Raw genomic sequence first — 15,295 nt, 5'->3', positions numbered from 1 at the left:
TACCGTTAACACAAATACAAATGTCACTCGGAGGTGGATTGTGAGTGCAGGTCTGATTACCGGCATCGTGCTGGTGTTCCTGTTATTGGGTTATCTGGTCTACGCCCTGATTAATGCGGAGGCCTTCTGATGGCTGCTCAGGCGTTTTTACTTATAGCCAGCTTTTTACTGGTCTTATTGGTGCTTGCCAGACCGCTGGGAACGGGGCTCGCGCGGCTGATCAACAACGTGTCCTTACCGGGTACGGGAAGTATCGAAAAAGGGATCTGGCGCGTACTGGGAATACGCGATCAGGAGATGAACTGGCGTCAGTATCTGGTCGCTATTCTGTTGCTGAATATTGTTGGGCTGGTCGCGCTCTTTGTTATGCTGATGTTGCAGGGTAGCCTGCCGCTGAACCCGCAACAGTTACCGGGCCTGTCCTGGCATCTTGCGCTGAATACGGCCGTCAGCTTTGTCACCAATACCAACTGGCAATCCTACGCCGGCGAAACCACGCTGAGCTACTTCAGCCAGATGGTGGGATTAACCGTACAAAATTTCCTCTCAGCAGCCAGCGGCATCGCGGTTGTCTTCGCGCTGACGCGTGCGTTTGCACGTCAGAATATGGGTACGCTGGGCAATGCCTGGGTTGATCTCACGCGCATTACTCTGTGGGTCTTACTTCCAATTGCTCTGCTCATCGCGCTGTTCTTTATTCAGCAAGGTACGCTGCAAAACCTGCTGCCTTACGCCCCTTATACCTCGCTTGAAGGGGCAAAACAGCTTCTGCCGATGGGGCCTGTGGCCTCACAGGAAGCCATTAAGATGCTCGGTACGAATGGTGGCGGTTTCTTCAATGCCAACTCATCGCATCCGTTTGAAAACCCAACGGCACTGACCAACGCTGTGCAAATGCTGGCGATCTTCCTGATCCCCGCAGCGCTGTGCTTTGCTTTTGGCGATGTAGTGAACGATCGTCGTCAGGGTCGCACCCTGCTCTGGACCATGTCGCTCATCTTTGTCGTCTGTGTTGCGCTGGTGATGTGGGCCGAATGGCAAGGTAACCCGCATTTCCTGACGCTGGGCGCTGACGGCACCATGAATATGGAAGGGAAAGAGAGCCGCTTTGGCATTCTCGCCAGCAGCCTTTATGCCGTGGTCACGACGGCGGCATCCTGCGGGGCGGTCAATGCTATGCACGACTCCTTCACGGCACTGGGCGGCATGATCCCGATGTGGCTGATGCAGATCGGTGAAGTGGTATTCGGCGGCGTAGGCTCGGGTCTTTACGGCATGCTGCTGTTTGTTCTGCTGGCGGTGTTCATTGCGGGTCTGATGATTGGTCGCACCCCGGAATATCTGGGCAAAAAAATCGATGTCCGTGAGATGAAGTTAACCGCGCTGGCGATTCTGGTCACTCCCGCCCTCGTGCTGGCTGGTACCGCACTGGCACTGATGACGGAGGCCGGACGCAGCGGCATCTTCAACCCTGGCATCCACGGCTTTAGCGAAGTGCTTTATGCCGTCTCTTCTGCTTCTAACAATAACGGTAGTGCCTTCGCAGGCTTAAGCGCTAACTCACCGTTCTGGAACTGTCTGCTGGCGTTCTGCATGTTCGTGGGCCGTTTCGGGGTCATTGTGCCGGTGCTGGCGATTGCCGGGTCGCTGGTGAGCAAAAAAATTCAACCGACCACCAGCGGGACGTTGCCGACCCACGGCGCGCTGTTTATCGGACTGCTGGCCGGTACCGTGCTGCTGGTCGGCGCCCTGACCTTTATCCCCGCCCTCGCGTTAGGCCCGGTCGCGGAATACCTCTCTTTACGCTGATTTTGCGGAGAATTTGTCATGAGTCGTAAACAAATGGCCCTGTTCGAACCGTCGTTAGTTCGACAGGCCCTCATGGATGCGGTGAAAAAGTTGAGCCCGCGCGTGCAGTGGCACAACCCGGTGATGTTTATCGTCTGGATAGGGAGTTTACTCACCACCGCGCTGGCGATTGCTATGGGAACGGGTCATCTGCAGGGGAATGCGATGTTCACCGGCGCTATCAGCCTGTGGCTGTGGTTCACTGTACTGTTTGCCAACTTTGCGGAAGCGCTGGCGGAAGGCCGCAGCAAAGCGCAGGCCAATAGCCTCAAAGGGGTGAAAAAGACCGCTTTTGCGCGCAAATTACGCGAACCGAAATACGGTGCCCAGATGGACCATGTCCCGGCAGATGAACTGCGTAAAGGTGACGTGGTGCTGGTCGAAGCCGGGGACATTATCCCCTGCGACGGTGAAGTCATCGAAGGCGGCGCGTCGGTAGATGAAAGTGCCATCACCGGGGAATCCGCTCCCGTCATACGTGAATCCGGGGGTGATTTCGCCTCCGTAACGGGCGGGACACGCATTCTCTCCGACTGGCTGGTGATCCAGTGTAGCGTCAACCCGGGTGAAACCTTCCTTGACCGTATGATTGCCATGGTGGAAGGCGCGCAGCGTCGTAAAACACCAAACGAAATTGCCCTGACCATCCTGCTGGTGGCGCTGACGATTGTCTTTTTGCTGGCAACCGCCACGTTGTGGCCATTCTCCGCTTACGGCGGTACCGCGGTCACCACCACCGTCCTGGTGGCGCTGCTGGTCTGCCTGATCCCGACCACCATCGGGGGGCTGCTGTCGGCCATCGGCGTGGCCGGTATGAGCCGAATGCTGGGCGCGAACGTCATCGCGACCAGCGGACGTGCGGTCGAGGCCGCAGGGGATGTGGACGTTCTGCTGCTGGATAAAACCGGGACAATTACCCTCGGTAACCGCCAGGCGTCAGAGTTCTTACCTGCCCCCGGCGTGGATGAAAAAACGCTGGCGGATGCGGCGCAACTCTCTTCCCTCGCCGATGAAACGCCGGAAGGCCGCAGTATCGTGATCCTCGCCAAGCAGCGCTTTAACCTGCGCCAGCGCGACGTTCAGAGTCTCCATGCGACTTTCGTTCCCTTCACGGCACAAACCCGAATGAGCGGCATCAACATTCAGGACCGCATGATCCGTAAAGGCTCCGTCGACGCAATTCGTCGCCACATTGAAGCCAATAATGGTCATTTCCCACCAGAAGTGGACAGCCTGGTCGAGAGCGTGGCACGTCAGGGCGCGACGCCGCTGGTGGTGGCTGAAGGGGCACATGTGCTGGGGGTGATTTCGCTGAAGGATATCGTAAAAGGCGGGATCAAAGAGCGCTTTGCCCAGCTGCGGAAAATGGGGATCAAAACGGTGATGATCACCGGGGACAACCGTCTGACCGCCGCCGCGATTGCTGCCGAAGCGGGCGTGGATGATTTTCTCTCGGAGGCAACGCCTGAAGCCAAGCTGGCGTTAATTCGTCAGTATCAGGCGGAAGGCCGCCTGGTGGCGATGACGGGTGATGGCACCAACGATGCCCCAGCCCTTGCGCAGGCCGACGTGGCGGTGGCCATGAACTCCGGTACCCAGGCGGCGAAAGAGGCGGGCAACATGGTCGACCTCGACTCGAACCCGACCAAGCTGATTGAAGTTGTGCACATCGGTAAGCAGATGCTGATGACGCGCGGTTCACTGACAACGTTCAGTATCGCCAACGACGTCGCAAAATACTTTGCCATCATTCCCGCGGCGTTTGCGGCCACCTATCCGCAGCTTAATGCGCTGAACGTGATGCATCTGCACTCGCCAGCATCAGCCATTCTCAGTGCGGTTATTTTTAACGCCCTGATTATTGTCTTCCTGATCCCGCTGGCGCTCAAAGGGGTGAGCTATAAACCGCTGACCGCGGCCGCCATGCTGCGCCGCAACCTGTGGATTTACGGGCTGGGTGGGCTGATTGTCCCCTTCATCGGTATCAAGGTTATCGACCTGCTGTTGACGCTGTTTGGGCTGGTTTAAAAGGTGAATCAAATGACGATGTTACGTCCCGCTATACTTCTGTTTATTCTGTTGTCGCTTATTACCGGCGGGCTTTACCCGCTGGTGACCACCGCGCTGGGCCAGTGGTGGTTTAAGGATCAGGCCAACGGCTCGCTGATCATGCAAAACGGTGAAAACCGCGGTTCGCGTCTGATTGGACAGAATTTTACCGACGCCCGTTACTTCCAGGGACGCCCTTCCGCCACTGCCGAAAGCCCGTATAATCCGATGGCATCCGGTGGCAGTAACCTGGCCGGCAGCAACCCGGAGCTGGATAAAGCCATTGCCGAACGTGTAGCCGCCCTGCGCGCCGCAAATCCACAGGCCAGCCGGGAGGTGCCTGTGGAACTGGTGACGGCCTCTGCGAGCGGGCTGGACTACAGCCTGACGCCGAAAGCGGTGGCATGGCAGATCCCCCGCGTCGCAGCGGCCCGTCAGCTGACGGTGGAACAGGTGAGCAAGCTGGTCGCAGAGCATACGCAAAAACCGCTGGTCAGCTTCATCGGCATGCCCGTGGTGAATATTGTTGAGCTGAATCTGGCGCTGGACGCGCTAAGGAAAAACTAAATGACCGACGAGCCCATGCGCCCGGATCCGGACAGGCTGCTTGAACAGACGGCTGAAGCCCATCGCGGCAAACTGAAAATCTTCTTCGGCGCCTGTGCTGGCGTCGGGAAAACCTTCGCCATGCTGACAGAAGCCCAGCGGCTTCGGGCGCAGGGGCTCGATATTCTTATCGGCGTGGTGGAAACCCACGGCCGGAAAGAGACGGCAGCACTGTTGAAGGGGCTGGCGACACAGCCGCCTCGCCGTATCAGCCATCGTGGGCGTCTGGTCACGGAGTTCGATCTCGACGCCGCCCTCGCCCGCAGGCCCGCGCTTATCCTGATGGACGAACTGGCACACAGTAATGCTTCAGGCTCGCGCCACCCCAAACGCTGGCAGGACGTTGAAGAGCTGCTTGAAGCAGGCATTGATGTTTTCACCACGGTAAATGTTCAGCATCTCGAAAGCCTGAACGACGTGGTCAGCGGCGTGACCGGCATTCAGGTTCGCGAAACCGTACCCGATCCCTTTTTCGACTCTGCGGACGAAGTGGTGCTGGTCGATCTGCCTCCAGACGATCTGCGCCAGCGACTGCATGAAGGAAAAGTCTATATTGCAGGTCAGGCCGAACGCGCCATTGAACATTTCTTTCGTAAAGGCAACCTGATAGCCCTGCGCGAGCTGGCCCTGCGTCGCACGGCGGATCGCGTGGACGATCAGATGCGCGCCTGGCGTGACCTGCAAGGGCAGGAGCGCGTCTGGCATACGCGGGATGCCATTCTGCTGTGTGTGGGTCACGGCAGCGGCAATGAAAAGCTCGTCCGCACCGCAGCGCGCCTGGCGGCCAAGTTTGGCAGCGTCTGGCATGCGGTCTATGTCGAGACGCCGCAGCTTCACGCGCTGCCTGAAAACCAGCGCCGCGCGATCTTAAGTTCGCTGCGTCTGGCACAGGAGCTGGGCGCAGAAACCGCCACCCTCTCCGATCCCCAGGAAGATAAAGCCATTCTGCGCTACGCGCGTGAGCACAACCTCGGGAAAATTGTCATTGGCCGTCGTCAGCATCGTCGCTGGTTTAGCCGCGAATCCTTTGCTGACAAACTGGCCCGGCGTGCTCCCGACCTCGATCTGGTGATTGTCGCACTGGATGACAAACCCACCCCTTTACCCAACCGCGCACCGGACAGCCGCACTTTTAATGATAAATGGCGAATTCAGATCCGCGGCTGTCTTGTTGCCGTCGTGCTCTGCGCGCTGATCACCGTGATTGCCAGCCACTGGCTGATTGCCTTCGACGCGGCCAATCTGGTGATGATCTACCTGCTCGGCGTGGTCGTGGTGGCGCTCTTTTACGGGCGCTGGCCCTCAGTACTGGCGACGTTCATCAACGTCATCAGCTTCGATCTGTTCTTTATCGCGCCCCGCGGAACGCTCGCCGTTTCGGATGTGCAGTACATTCTCACCTTTGCCGTGATGCTCACCGTCGGGCTGGTGATCGGTAATCTGACGGCGGGTGTGCGTTATCAGGCCCGTATCGCCCGCTACCGCGAACAGCGCACACGGCATCTCTATGAGATGTCCAAATCGCTGGCGGTTGGCCGTACACCGCTGGATATTGTGCAGACCAGCGAGCAGTTTATCCGCTCGACCTTTCACGCCAGCAACCTGATTTTACTTCCGGACGAACACGGGAAACTGCGCCCGCTGACCTCGGCCTCAGGTATGACGCCCTGGGATGAAGCCATTGCGCGCTGGAGCTTTGATAAAGGACTCCCTGCGGGTGCAGGGACGGACACCCTGCCCGGCGTACCGTATCAAATTCTGCCGCTGCGCAGTGCCGATAAAAATCAGGGGCTGGTGATCGTTGAACCGTCGAATCTGCGCCAGCTGATGATCCCCGAACAGCAGCGATTGCTGGAGACATTTACCCTGCTGGTGGCAAGCGCGCTGGAACGGCTGGCGCTTACCGCCAGCGAAGAACAGGCCCGTCTGGCAAGCGAGCGCGAGAGCATTCGTAACTCATTGCTGGCCGCCCTCTCCCACGACCTTCGCACCCCACTCACCGTGCTGTTTGGCCAGTCAGAAATTTTGACGCTGGATTTGGCAGCGGAAGGCTCGAAACATGCGTTGCAGGCCAGCGAGATCCGCCAGCATGTGCTGAACACCACACGCCTGGTAAATAATCTGCTTGATATGGCGCGCATTCAGTCGGGCGGATTTAACCTCAAAAAAGAGTGGCTCACGCTCGAAGAGGTGGTGGGTAGCGCTTTGAAAATGCTGGAGCCGGGCCTCGGTGGGCGCCACATTGCGCTGAACATGCCCGAACCGCTGACGTTAATTCACGTTGATGGCCCGCTGTTTGAACGCGTGCTGATCAATCTGCTGGAAAATGCCGGCAAATACGCAGGAGCAAACGCCCGGATTGGGGTGGATGCCACGGTGGAAGATCACACGCTACGGCTTGACGTCTGGGATACCGGGCCGGGTATCCCTGCCGGACAGGAGTTCGCTATTTTCGAGAAATTTGCCCGCGGTAATAAAGAGTCGGCCATTCCCGGCGTGGGTCTGGGTCTGGCGATTTGCCAGGCGATTATTGACGTTCATGGCGGTACCATTTCGGCGGAGAATCGCCCGGAAGGCGGCGCACGTTTTTGTGTTAAACTTCCTCTGGAAGCCCCGCCAGAACTTAATGAATTACCAGAGGATTTGTGATCAACGTTCTGATTGTTGAAGATGAGATCGCCATTAGCCGGTTTCTGCGTGCTGCGCTGGAAGGCGATGGCCTGCGCGTTCATGACGCCGGCACGCTCCAGCGGGGTTTGATTGAAGCGGCCACGCGCAAACCTGATCTGGTGATCCTCGATCTCGGCCTGCCGGATGGCGACGGCATCGATTTTATTCGTGAGGTTCGACAGTGGAGTCAGATGCCCATTCTGGTGCTGTCAGCCCGTACCGAAGAGTCGGATAAAATCGCGGCGCTGGATGCCGGAGCGGATGACTATCTGATTAAGCCTTTTGGTATTGGCGAACTGCAGGCTCGCCTTCGTGTCGCGCTGCGTCGTCACAGCGCCACCACCCCTGCCGACCCAACATACACGTTTGGTGATATTCGGGTTGATCTGGCAGCACGGCGCATTGTTCGCGGTGAAGAGGAAATCCATCTCACCCCCATCGAGTTTCGGCTACTCGCCGTTTTGCTCAATAATCACGGTAAGGTACTCACCCAGCGCCAGCTGTTGAGTCAGGTGTGGGGGCCAAACGCCGTGGAACATAGTCACTATTTACGCATATATATGGGACACCTTCGACAAAAACTGGAAGTTGACCCCGCGCGTCCTCGTCATTTATTAACTGAAACCGGTATCGGTTATCGGTTCATGCTTTGAATAACTATTCAGTTTATTTTTAAATAAACGCCTACCCTCCCATAAAATACGCGCAAAAATAATCTCCGGGTTATTTTTTGGTGTATTTATGTCCATCCAGCACATTCATAACACAATTCGTTAACGCAACATCAACATATCAGCATTTTGATCTGCAATATTCATCAAAAGCGAATATTTATTTCTGATTTGATCGGTTAACGGTGATCTGTTTCACAGTTAATCGCTTTTTCTAGGATAAAATGTCCATGCTTTCAATTACTGAAAGGAAATGAAACATGGAAAACAATAATCGTTTAATGCCCCATATAAGGCGGACAACTCATATCATGATGTTTGCCCACCGAAACTGTTTTGACTTTCATATCTTTAATGCCCGGTAGTCCTTCGACTTCTGGCGCACCCGCTTACAGGTTATCCTGAAACACCCTATTTTACAGGCCTTTGCCTGTGAACCCGTGCGCTCATTCATCTTAATTCAGGCTCATCCGCGACCGGGCGGACTGAATTCTATTCAGCAAAAAACGCATTACTGATTTTTTTAATCAGCGGCCTCCTTTTGCTGTTTTCCGGCATATTATCGATTTCTTTTCTGCAAGAAATCGAGGGACTGTTATTACCTAAAATAAAGAGAGAAAGATGAAAAGTTTAAAAATTGCAGCCAGCCGCGCCTGCCCTGATTGCTTTACCACTCACCGTGAACTGGTGGATATCAACGCCACGGATTATATTGATGTTGCCGCCATTGTTCTGGCCGTCAGCGATATTTTCACTGGTCGTATAGAAGAAATAGAAGCAACCGGATTTGGCATTCCTGTTTTTGTCGCGACGCATAAAGAAGAAATTATCCCGGCAGAGTATTTATCGCGGATCCACGGCGTATTCGAAGCATCAGACACCAGCAACGACTTCCACGGACGCCAACTGGAAGCGGCCGCGCAGAAGTATGAAACCCAACTGCGTCCGCCGTTTTTCCGGGCTCTGGTCGACTATGTCAAACAGGGTAACAGCGCCTTCGACTGTCCGGGTCACCAGGGCGGGCAATTCTTCCGCCGTCACCCTGCCGGCAATCAGTTTGTCGATTTCTTTGGCGAAACCCTTTTCCGCTCAGACCTGTGCAACGCCGACGTGGCGATGGGCGATCTGCTGATCCACGAAGGGGCACCCTGCATTGCGCAGCAGCATGCGGCGAAAGTCTTTAATGCCGATAAAACCTACTTCGTGCTGAACGGAACCTCATCGTCCAACAAAGTGGTGCTCAACGCCCTTCTCACTCCGGGCGACCTGGTCCTGTTCGATCGCAACAACCATAAATCCAACCACCACGGAGCACTTCTTCAGGCGGGCGCAACGCCGGTCTATCTGGAAACCGCACGTAACCCATACGGCTTTATTGGCGGCATCGACGCCCACTGCTTCGAGGAGAATTATCTGCGTGAGCTGGTGTCCGAAGTGGCGCCGGGCCGTGCCCGCGACGCGCGTCCGTTCCGCCTGGCGGTGATCCAGCTGGGTACCTACGATGGCACCATCTATAACGCTCGCCAGGTCGTGGATAACATCGGCCATCTGTGCGACTACATCCTGTTTGACTCTGCCTGGGTGGGTTACGAGCAGTTTATTCCGATGATGGCCGATTGCTCTCCGCTGCTGCTGGAACTGAATGAAAACGATCCGGGGATTCTGGTCACCCAGTCAGTCCATAAACAGCAGGCCGGTTTCTCGCAGACCTCGCAAATCCACAAGAAGGACAGCCACATCAAAGGCCAGCAGCGCTATGTTCCGCATAAGCGGCTGAATAATGCCTTCATGATGCACGCGTCCACCAGCCCGTTCTATCCGCTGTTTGCTGCACTGGATATCAACGCCCGCATGCATGAGGGACAGAGCGGCCGCAACATGTGGATGGACTGCGTGGTGACCGGTATCGAAGCCCGTAAGCTGATCCTGCAGAACTGCCAGTATCTTCGCCCGTTCGTGCCGGAACTGGTTGATGGCCGTCCGTGGGAAAGCTGGGACACCGCTGAGATTGCCACGGACCTGCGCTTCTTCCACTTCGTGCCCGGTGAACACTGGCACGCCTTCGAAGGCTATGCCGAACATCAGTATTTTATCGATCCGTGCAAACTGCTGCTGACCACGCCGGGTATTAACGCCCGGACCGGTGAGTACGAGGATTTCGGCGTCCCCGCCACTATTCTCGCCAACTTCCTGCGTGAAAACGGCATCGTGCCGGAAAAATGCGATCTCAACTCCATCCTGTTCCTGCTCACGCCTGCCGAGGATATGGGCAAACTGCAGCAACTGGTCGCGCAACTGGTGCGCTTCGAAAAACTGCTCGAGACGGATGCCCCTCTAAAAGAGGTGCTGCCTTCTGTCTGTAAACAGTATCCGGAGCGCTATGCAGATTACACCCTGCGCCAGATTTGCCAGGAAATGCATGAGCTGTACGCCCGCCACAACGTGAAGCAGCTGCAAAAAGAGATGTTCCGCAAGTCTCACTTCCCGCGCGTCATGATGAACCCGCAAGAGGCGAACTATGCCTACCTGCGGGGTGAGGTCGAGCTGGTCTCACTGCGCGATGCGGAAGGTCGCATTGCCGCCGAAGGCGCCCTTCCTTATCCACCGGGGGTATTGTGCGTTGTGCCGGGTGAAGTCTGGGGCGGTTCCGTGCTGCGCTACTTTGCTGCGCTGGAAGAGGGTATTAACCTTTTACCGGGCTTCGCGCCAGAACTGCAGGGCGTTTACGTTGAGGAGTGTGACGGTCGTAAGCAGGTTCGTTGTAACGTCATCAAACACGCTGCCGCTCAGCCATCGCTGCTGAAAGGAGAAAAAATATGAGCAAGTCCAATAAAATGGGCGTGGTGCAGCTGACCATTCTCACCATGGTAAACATGATGGGGTCCGGGATCATCATGTTGCCCACCAAGCTTGCGGAAGTAGGAACCATTTCGATTATCTCCTGGATGGTGACCGCCGTGGGGTCAATGGCACTGGCCTGGGCATTCGCCAAGTGCGGTATGTTCAGCCGCAAGCCCGGCGGGATGGGCGGCTACGCTGAATATGCCTTTGGCAAATCTGGTAACTTCATGGCCAACTACACCTACGGCGTCTCTTTGCTGATCGCTAACGTGGCGATTGCCATTTCCGCCGTGGGTTACGGTACGGAGCTGTTCGGTGTGGCGCTGACCCCGGTGCAAATCGGGCTGGCCACCATCGGCGTGCTGTGGATCTGCACCGTGGCTAACTTTGGCGGCGCGCGCATTACCGGACAGATCAGCAGTATTACCGTCTGGGGGGTCATTATCCCGGTGGTTGGGCTGTGCATCATCGGCTGGTTCTGGTTTAGCCCCACGCTGTACGTCAACTCCTGGAACCCACACCATGTTCCGTTCTTCACCGCAGTGGGCTCTTCCATCGCCATGACGCTGTGGGCCTTCCTGGGGCTGGAATCTGCGTGTGCTAACGCCGAAGTGGTGGAAAACCCGGAGAAGAACGTACCGATTGCCGTGCTTGGCGGTACGCTGGGCGCTGCGGCCATTTACATTGTCTCAACCAACGTGATTGCAGGGATTGTACCGAACATGGATCTTGCCAGTTCCACGGCACCGTTCGGTCTGGCCTTTGCGCAGATGTTTACGCCGGGTGTCGGAAAAGTGATCATGGGGCTGATGGTGATGTCCTGCTGCGGCTCGCTCCTCGGCTGGCAGTTCACCATTGCTCAGGTCTTTAAATCATCCGCTGACGAAGGGTATTTCCCGAAAATCTTCTCCCGGGTCAGCAAAGCAGAGGCACCGGTTCAGGGCATGCTGGCGATTGTTATCTTCCAGAGTGGGTTATCTTTGATGACCATCAGCCCGTCGCTGAACAGCCAGTTCAACGTGCTGGTCAACCTGGCGGTAGTGACCAATATCATTCCGTATATTCTGTCGATGGCGGCGCTGGTCATCATTCAGAAGGTGGCGAAGGTGGACGCAGGCAAAGCGAGGGTGGCGAATATTGTGGCGCTGATTGGGGCAATTTACAGCTTCTATGCGCTCTACTCTTCCGGCCAGGAAGCCATGCTGTATGGTGCGATGGTGACCTTTATGGGCTGGACGCTGTACGGTCTGGTATCACCACGGTTTGAATTGAAAAATAAACACAGTTAATGCAAAAGCAAAACGGCAACCCTGGGGTTGCCGTTTTGACTGCATCATGAGGGCATCAGCCCACCGCGATTTACGCGTTTTTCAGCACTTCGCTGACAATCTCTACCGCTTCTTTCTCAATCAGCTTACGGTGTTCGTCACCGAGGAAGCTCTCACAATAGATTTTGTACGCATCTTCCGTACCGGATGGACGCGCGGCAAACCAGCCGTTTTCGGTCATCACTTTCAGACCACCGATAGAGGCACCGTTACCCGGGGCCGCCGTCAGACGGGCCGTGATAGGGTCACCGGCCAGCGTGCTGGCACTGACCATCTCCGGAGAGAGTTTAGACAGCGCCGCTTTCTGCGCGGAGGTCGCGCCAGCCTGAATACGGTTATAGCTTGGCGCGCCAAAGCGTGCCGCCAGCTCGTTATAGTGTTCCTGCGGATTTTTACCGGTGACAGCGGTGATTTCCGCCGCCAGCAGGCACATGATGATCCCGTCTTTATCGGTAGACCATGGCGTGCCGTCGAAACGCAGGAAGGATGCGCCCGCGCTCTCTTCACCGCCAAAACCGAAGCTGCCGTCGTGCAGACCGTCAACAAACCATTTGAAGCCTACCGGTACTTCCACCAGCTTACGGCCCAGCGCCTCAACCACGCGGTCAATCATCGCCGAGGAGACCAGCGTTTTACCTACAGCCACCTCTTTGCCCCACTGCGGACGATGCTGGAACAGGTAGTTGATGGCAACCGCAAGATAATGGTTCGGGTTCATCAGCCCTGCCGGGGTGACAATACCGTGGCGGTCATAATCCGGGTCGTTGGCAAACGCCAGGTCAAATTTATCACGCAGCGCCAGCAGGCCCGCCATCGCACACTCGGAAGAGCAGTCCATACGGATTGCGTCGTCTTTATCCAGGTGCATAAAGCGGAAAGTCTGATCAACGTGATCGTTAACGATGGTCAGGTTCAGCTTGTAATGCTCTGCGATGCGTTTCCAGTATTCGATACCGGAGCCGCCGAGAGGGTCAACGCCCAGCTTCAGACCGGCTTTCTGGATGGCCGCCATATCGACGATATCCGCCAGACCTTCCACAAATGGCTGTACCAGATCCTGCTCTTTCACATGGCCGGATGCCATGGCCGCATCCAGAGAGAGGCGTTTCACCCCTTTCAGGCCATCCGCCAGCAGCGCATTGGCACGATCTTCAACCACTTTCGTGACGTTCGTGTCTGCCGGTCCACCGTTAGGCGGGTTGTATTTGATCCCACCGTCTTCCGGCGGGTTGTGTGATGGAGTAATCACAATCCCGTCAGCCAGCGCGCCGCCTTTTTTGTTGTGGACAAGGATCGCGTTAGAGACCGCAGGGGTCGGCGTGAAGCCGTTATTTTCCTGAACAATGACGTCAACGCCATTCGCCGTCAGCACTTCCAGCACGGAAATGAACGCCGGTTCAGACAGAGCATGGGTATCTTTTCCCACATAGCACGGACCGGTAACGCCGTTTTTAGCGCGCTCTTCCGCGATGGCCTGAGCAATAGCCAGAATGTGCGGTTCGTTAAAGCTATGGCGCGCCGCGCTACCACGGTGGCCAGATGTACCAAACTTCACTGCGTGTTCTGCGTTGCCCACGACCGGTTTCAGCACGTAATACTGCGCGGTCAGCTGAGCGACGTTAATCAAATCGCTTTGTTGTGCAGGTTGGCCTGCACGGCTGTGATTTGCCATTACCGGGTCCTTCTGATGCAAGGGTTAAATTGTACCGCAAACCTTTTCAATCAATTCCGCCGGGAACTGCATGGACTGCATGATGTGTTCAACCATGCTGCACTTGCGGCCCGTATTAGTATTGGTGATGACCCAGTACGGTGTGCCCGGGACATGTTTAGGTTTGGTTTGGTTGCCATTTTGCAGCAGCGTTTGCTCGTCGCCTGCGAAATAGACGCGGGTACGACCGTGCAGCGACTCGGTCGCTTCAGCAAACGCTTTGTTATCCAGTGAATAGAGTGTAGACAGCACCAGCATGAAGCGGTTAACCGCTTTTTTCTGCTCGGCGTACTCATCAGAGAGCAGCAACTCGCGCATCGCACGTACTTTGTCTTTCACTTGCGCGACGGCAGGTTTTGCTTGTGCAACAACGTTTTGTTGAGACACGACATCTTTAGTGACTGGGGTAGCAGGCTGTGAGGCGGCGGAAATTTTAAGCATGCGCCGTAAAATGTCGGACGCGCTCTCCCCGATATGCCGCGTCTGGCTGGCAATATACTGATAGAGTTCGTCATCAACTTCGATTGTTTTCATCTTAATCCAGTGCGATATCTTATCTGAATACAAGTCGTTGGGATTATAAAGTTAAATTCCAACAGCGGATAGCGTCAAACCAGGTTGGCGGCAAAAGTCAGATTAAACTGGAACCTTGCAGCCGGGCGGCAGAATGGTCAACATGATACCCTAACCTGACATACGTAAAAAAAGAACTTTGCCATGAAATTGAATACCCGAGCGCAAACTGCACAATCACCGAACAATAATTCTCCCATCGTACTGGTTCACGGGCTTTTTGGCAGCCTGGATAACCTGGGGGTGCTGGCGCGCGATCTGGTTACCGATCACGATATTTTGCAGGTCGATATGCGAAATCACGGTCTTTCCGGGCGTTCAGAGGAGATGACCTACGCGGCAATGGCCCAGGATCTGCTCGATACGCTTGATGCCAACCATCTTCAGAAGGTGACGCTCATCGGGCATTCTATGGGCGGCAAGGCGGTAATGGCCCTGACGGCGCTGGCACCGGACAGAATCAACGGTCTGGTCGTGATCGACGTTGCCCCGGTGGATTACGACGTGCGCCGTCATGACGACATTTTTGCTGCCATCAATGCGGTGACAGAGGCTGGGGTTTCAACCCGCCAACAGGCCACAGCCGTCATGCGCGAACATCTTAATGAAGAAGGCGTTATTCAGTTTCTTCTGAAGTCGTTTGTCGACGGCCAGTGGCGTTTCAACGTGCCGGTACTCTGGGCGCAGTACAACAACATCGTCGGCTGGGATACGGTGCCCGCCTGGCAACACCCTACCCTCTTTATTCGCGGCGGTAACTCCCCTTATGTCACCGACGCCTACCGCGACACGTTGCTGGCGCAATTCCCGCAGGCCCGTGCCCATGTCATCGCCGGTGCCGGACACTGGGTTCACGCGGAAAAACCTGACGCCGTGTTACGCGCCATCCGACGCTATCTCTCTGATACTGCGAATTGATTAAAAAGAGAGCGACTGGAAGGTTGCGGGCTTCCAGTCGTTGGCGTGCCGTTTTTGGTGATGTATGATGGCGCGCTCAT

12 protein-coding genes are annotated in these 15,295 nt (G+C 56.0%); 10 read left to right on the top strand and 2 right to left on the bottom strand.

Annotated elements, in window-relative coordinates:
* Nucleotides 1–40 precede the first annotated feature (40 nt).
* From kdpF to potE, 9 genes are all read left to right on the top strand, one after another.
* Nucleotides 41–130 (top strand): K(+)-transporting ATPase subunit F, encoded by a 90-nt coding sequence (gene kdpF / locus HV340_RS06215; RefSeq protein ID WP_015386886.1) that lies wholly within the window; start codon nt 41–43, stop codon nt 128–130.
* A complete protein-coding gene (gene kdpA / locus HV340_RS06210; protein ID WP_020884973.1) occupies nt 130–1,809 on the top strand; it encodes a potassium-transporting ATPase subunit KdpA in 1,680 nt (559 codons plus the stop codon). Before kdpF ends, kdpA begins: the two co-directional genes overlap by 1 nt.
* A gap of 18 nt (nt 1,810–1,827) precedes the next feature.
* The gene (gene kdpB, locus HV340_RS06205) at nt 1,828–3,876 is read left to right on the top strand and encodes a potassium-transporting ATPase subunit KdpB (RefSeq protein ID WP_063925296.1); all 2,049 of its coding nucleotides are present in this window, start codon (nt 1,828–1,830) and stop codon (nt 3,874–3,876) included.
* 12 nt (nt 3,877–3,888) lie between these two features.
* A complete protein-coding gene (gene kdpC, locus HV340_RS06200; protein ID WP_020884974.1) occupies nt 3,889–4,464 on the top strand; it encodes a potassium-transporting ATPase subunit KdpC in 576 nt (191 codons plus the stop codon).
* Nucleotides 4,465–7,152 carry a two-component system sensor histidine kinase KdpD gene (gene kdpD, locus HV340_RS06195; RefSeq protein ID WP_014169155.1) on the top strand — a complete coding sequence of 896 codons (2,688 nt, stop codon included), beginning with the start codon at nt 4,465–4,467 and terminating at the stop codon, nt 7,150–7,152. It begins immediately after the preceding gene.
* Nucleotides 7,149–7,826: a two-component system response regulator KdpE gene (gene kdpE / locus HV340_RS06190; protein WP_014169154.1), complete on the top strand. Its 678-nt coding sequence runs from the start codon at nt 7,149–7,151 to the stop codon at nt 7,824–7,826. The genes kdpD and kdpE overlap by 4 nt, the downstream gene beginning before the upstream one ends.
* A gap of 278 nt (nt 7,827–8,104) precedes the next feature.
* On the top strand, nt 8,105–8,209 hold the full coding sequence (gene speFL, locus HV340_RS06185) for a leader peptide SpeFL (protein WP_106503839.1): 105 nt from the start codon (nt 8,105–8,107) through the stop codon (nt 8,207–8,209).
* 256 nt (nt 8,210–8,465) lie between these two features.
* Nucleotides 8,466–10,664, top strand: coding sequence for an ornithine decarboxylase SpeF (speF, locus tag HV340_RS06180; protein ID WP_044866355.1), 2,199 nt, complete (start codon nt 8,466–8,468; stop codon nt 10,662–10,664).
* A complete protein-coding gene (gene potE / locus HV340_RS06175; RefSeq protein ID WP_014169152.1) occupies nt 10,661–11,974 on the top strand; it encodes a putrescine-ornithine antiporter in 1,314 nt (437 codons plus the stop codon). Before speF ends, potE begins: the two co-directional genes overlap by 4 nt.
* A 70-nt stretch (nt 11,975–12,044) precedes the next feature.
* Here the strand turns inward: potE and pgm are convergent, their stop codons facing one another.
* Both pgm and seqA read right to left on the bottom strand, forming a co-directional pair.
* The gene (pgm, locus tag HV340_RS06170; RefSeq protein ID WP_063925298.1) at nt 12,045–13,685 is read right to left on the bottom strand and encodes a phosphoglucomutase (alpha-D-glucose-1,6-bisphosphate-dependent); all 1,641 of its coding nucleotides are present in this window, start codon (nt 13,683–13,685) and stop codon (nt 12,045–12,047) included.
* Nucleotides 13,686–13,709: 24 nt separating this feature from the next.
* The gene (gene seqA, locus HV340_RS06165; RefSeq protein ID WP_020884977.1) at nt 13,710–14,258 is read right to left on the bottom strand and encodes a replication initiation negative regulator SeqA; all 549 of its coding nucleotides are present in this window, start codon (nt 14,256–14,258) and stop codon (nt 13,710–13,712) included.
* Between the two features lie 183 nt (nt 14,259–14,441).
* Here seqA and ybfF point away from each other — a divergent pair, with 183 nt between their 5' ends.
* Complete coding sequence (ybfF, locus tag HV340_RS06160; RefSeq protein ID WP_014169149.1) at nt 14,442–15,215, top strand: esterase; 774 nt, start codon at nt 14,442–14,444, stop codon at nt 15,213–15,215.
* Nucleotides 15,216–15,295 lie beyond the last annotated feature (80 nt).

It is taken from the genome of Enterobacter sp. RHBSTW-00975 (assembly GCF_013615235.1).
GTDB lineage: Bacteria > Pseudomonadota > Gammaproteobacteria > Enterobacterales > Enterobacteriaceae > Enterobacter > Enterobacter ludwigii.
Note: the sequence above shows the minus strand (reverse complement) of the source record. Positions and strands in the feature narration are given on the sequence as shown.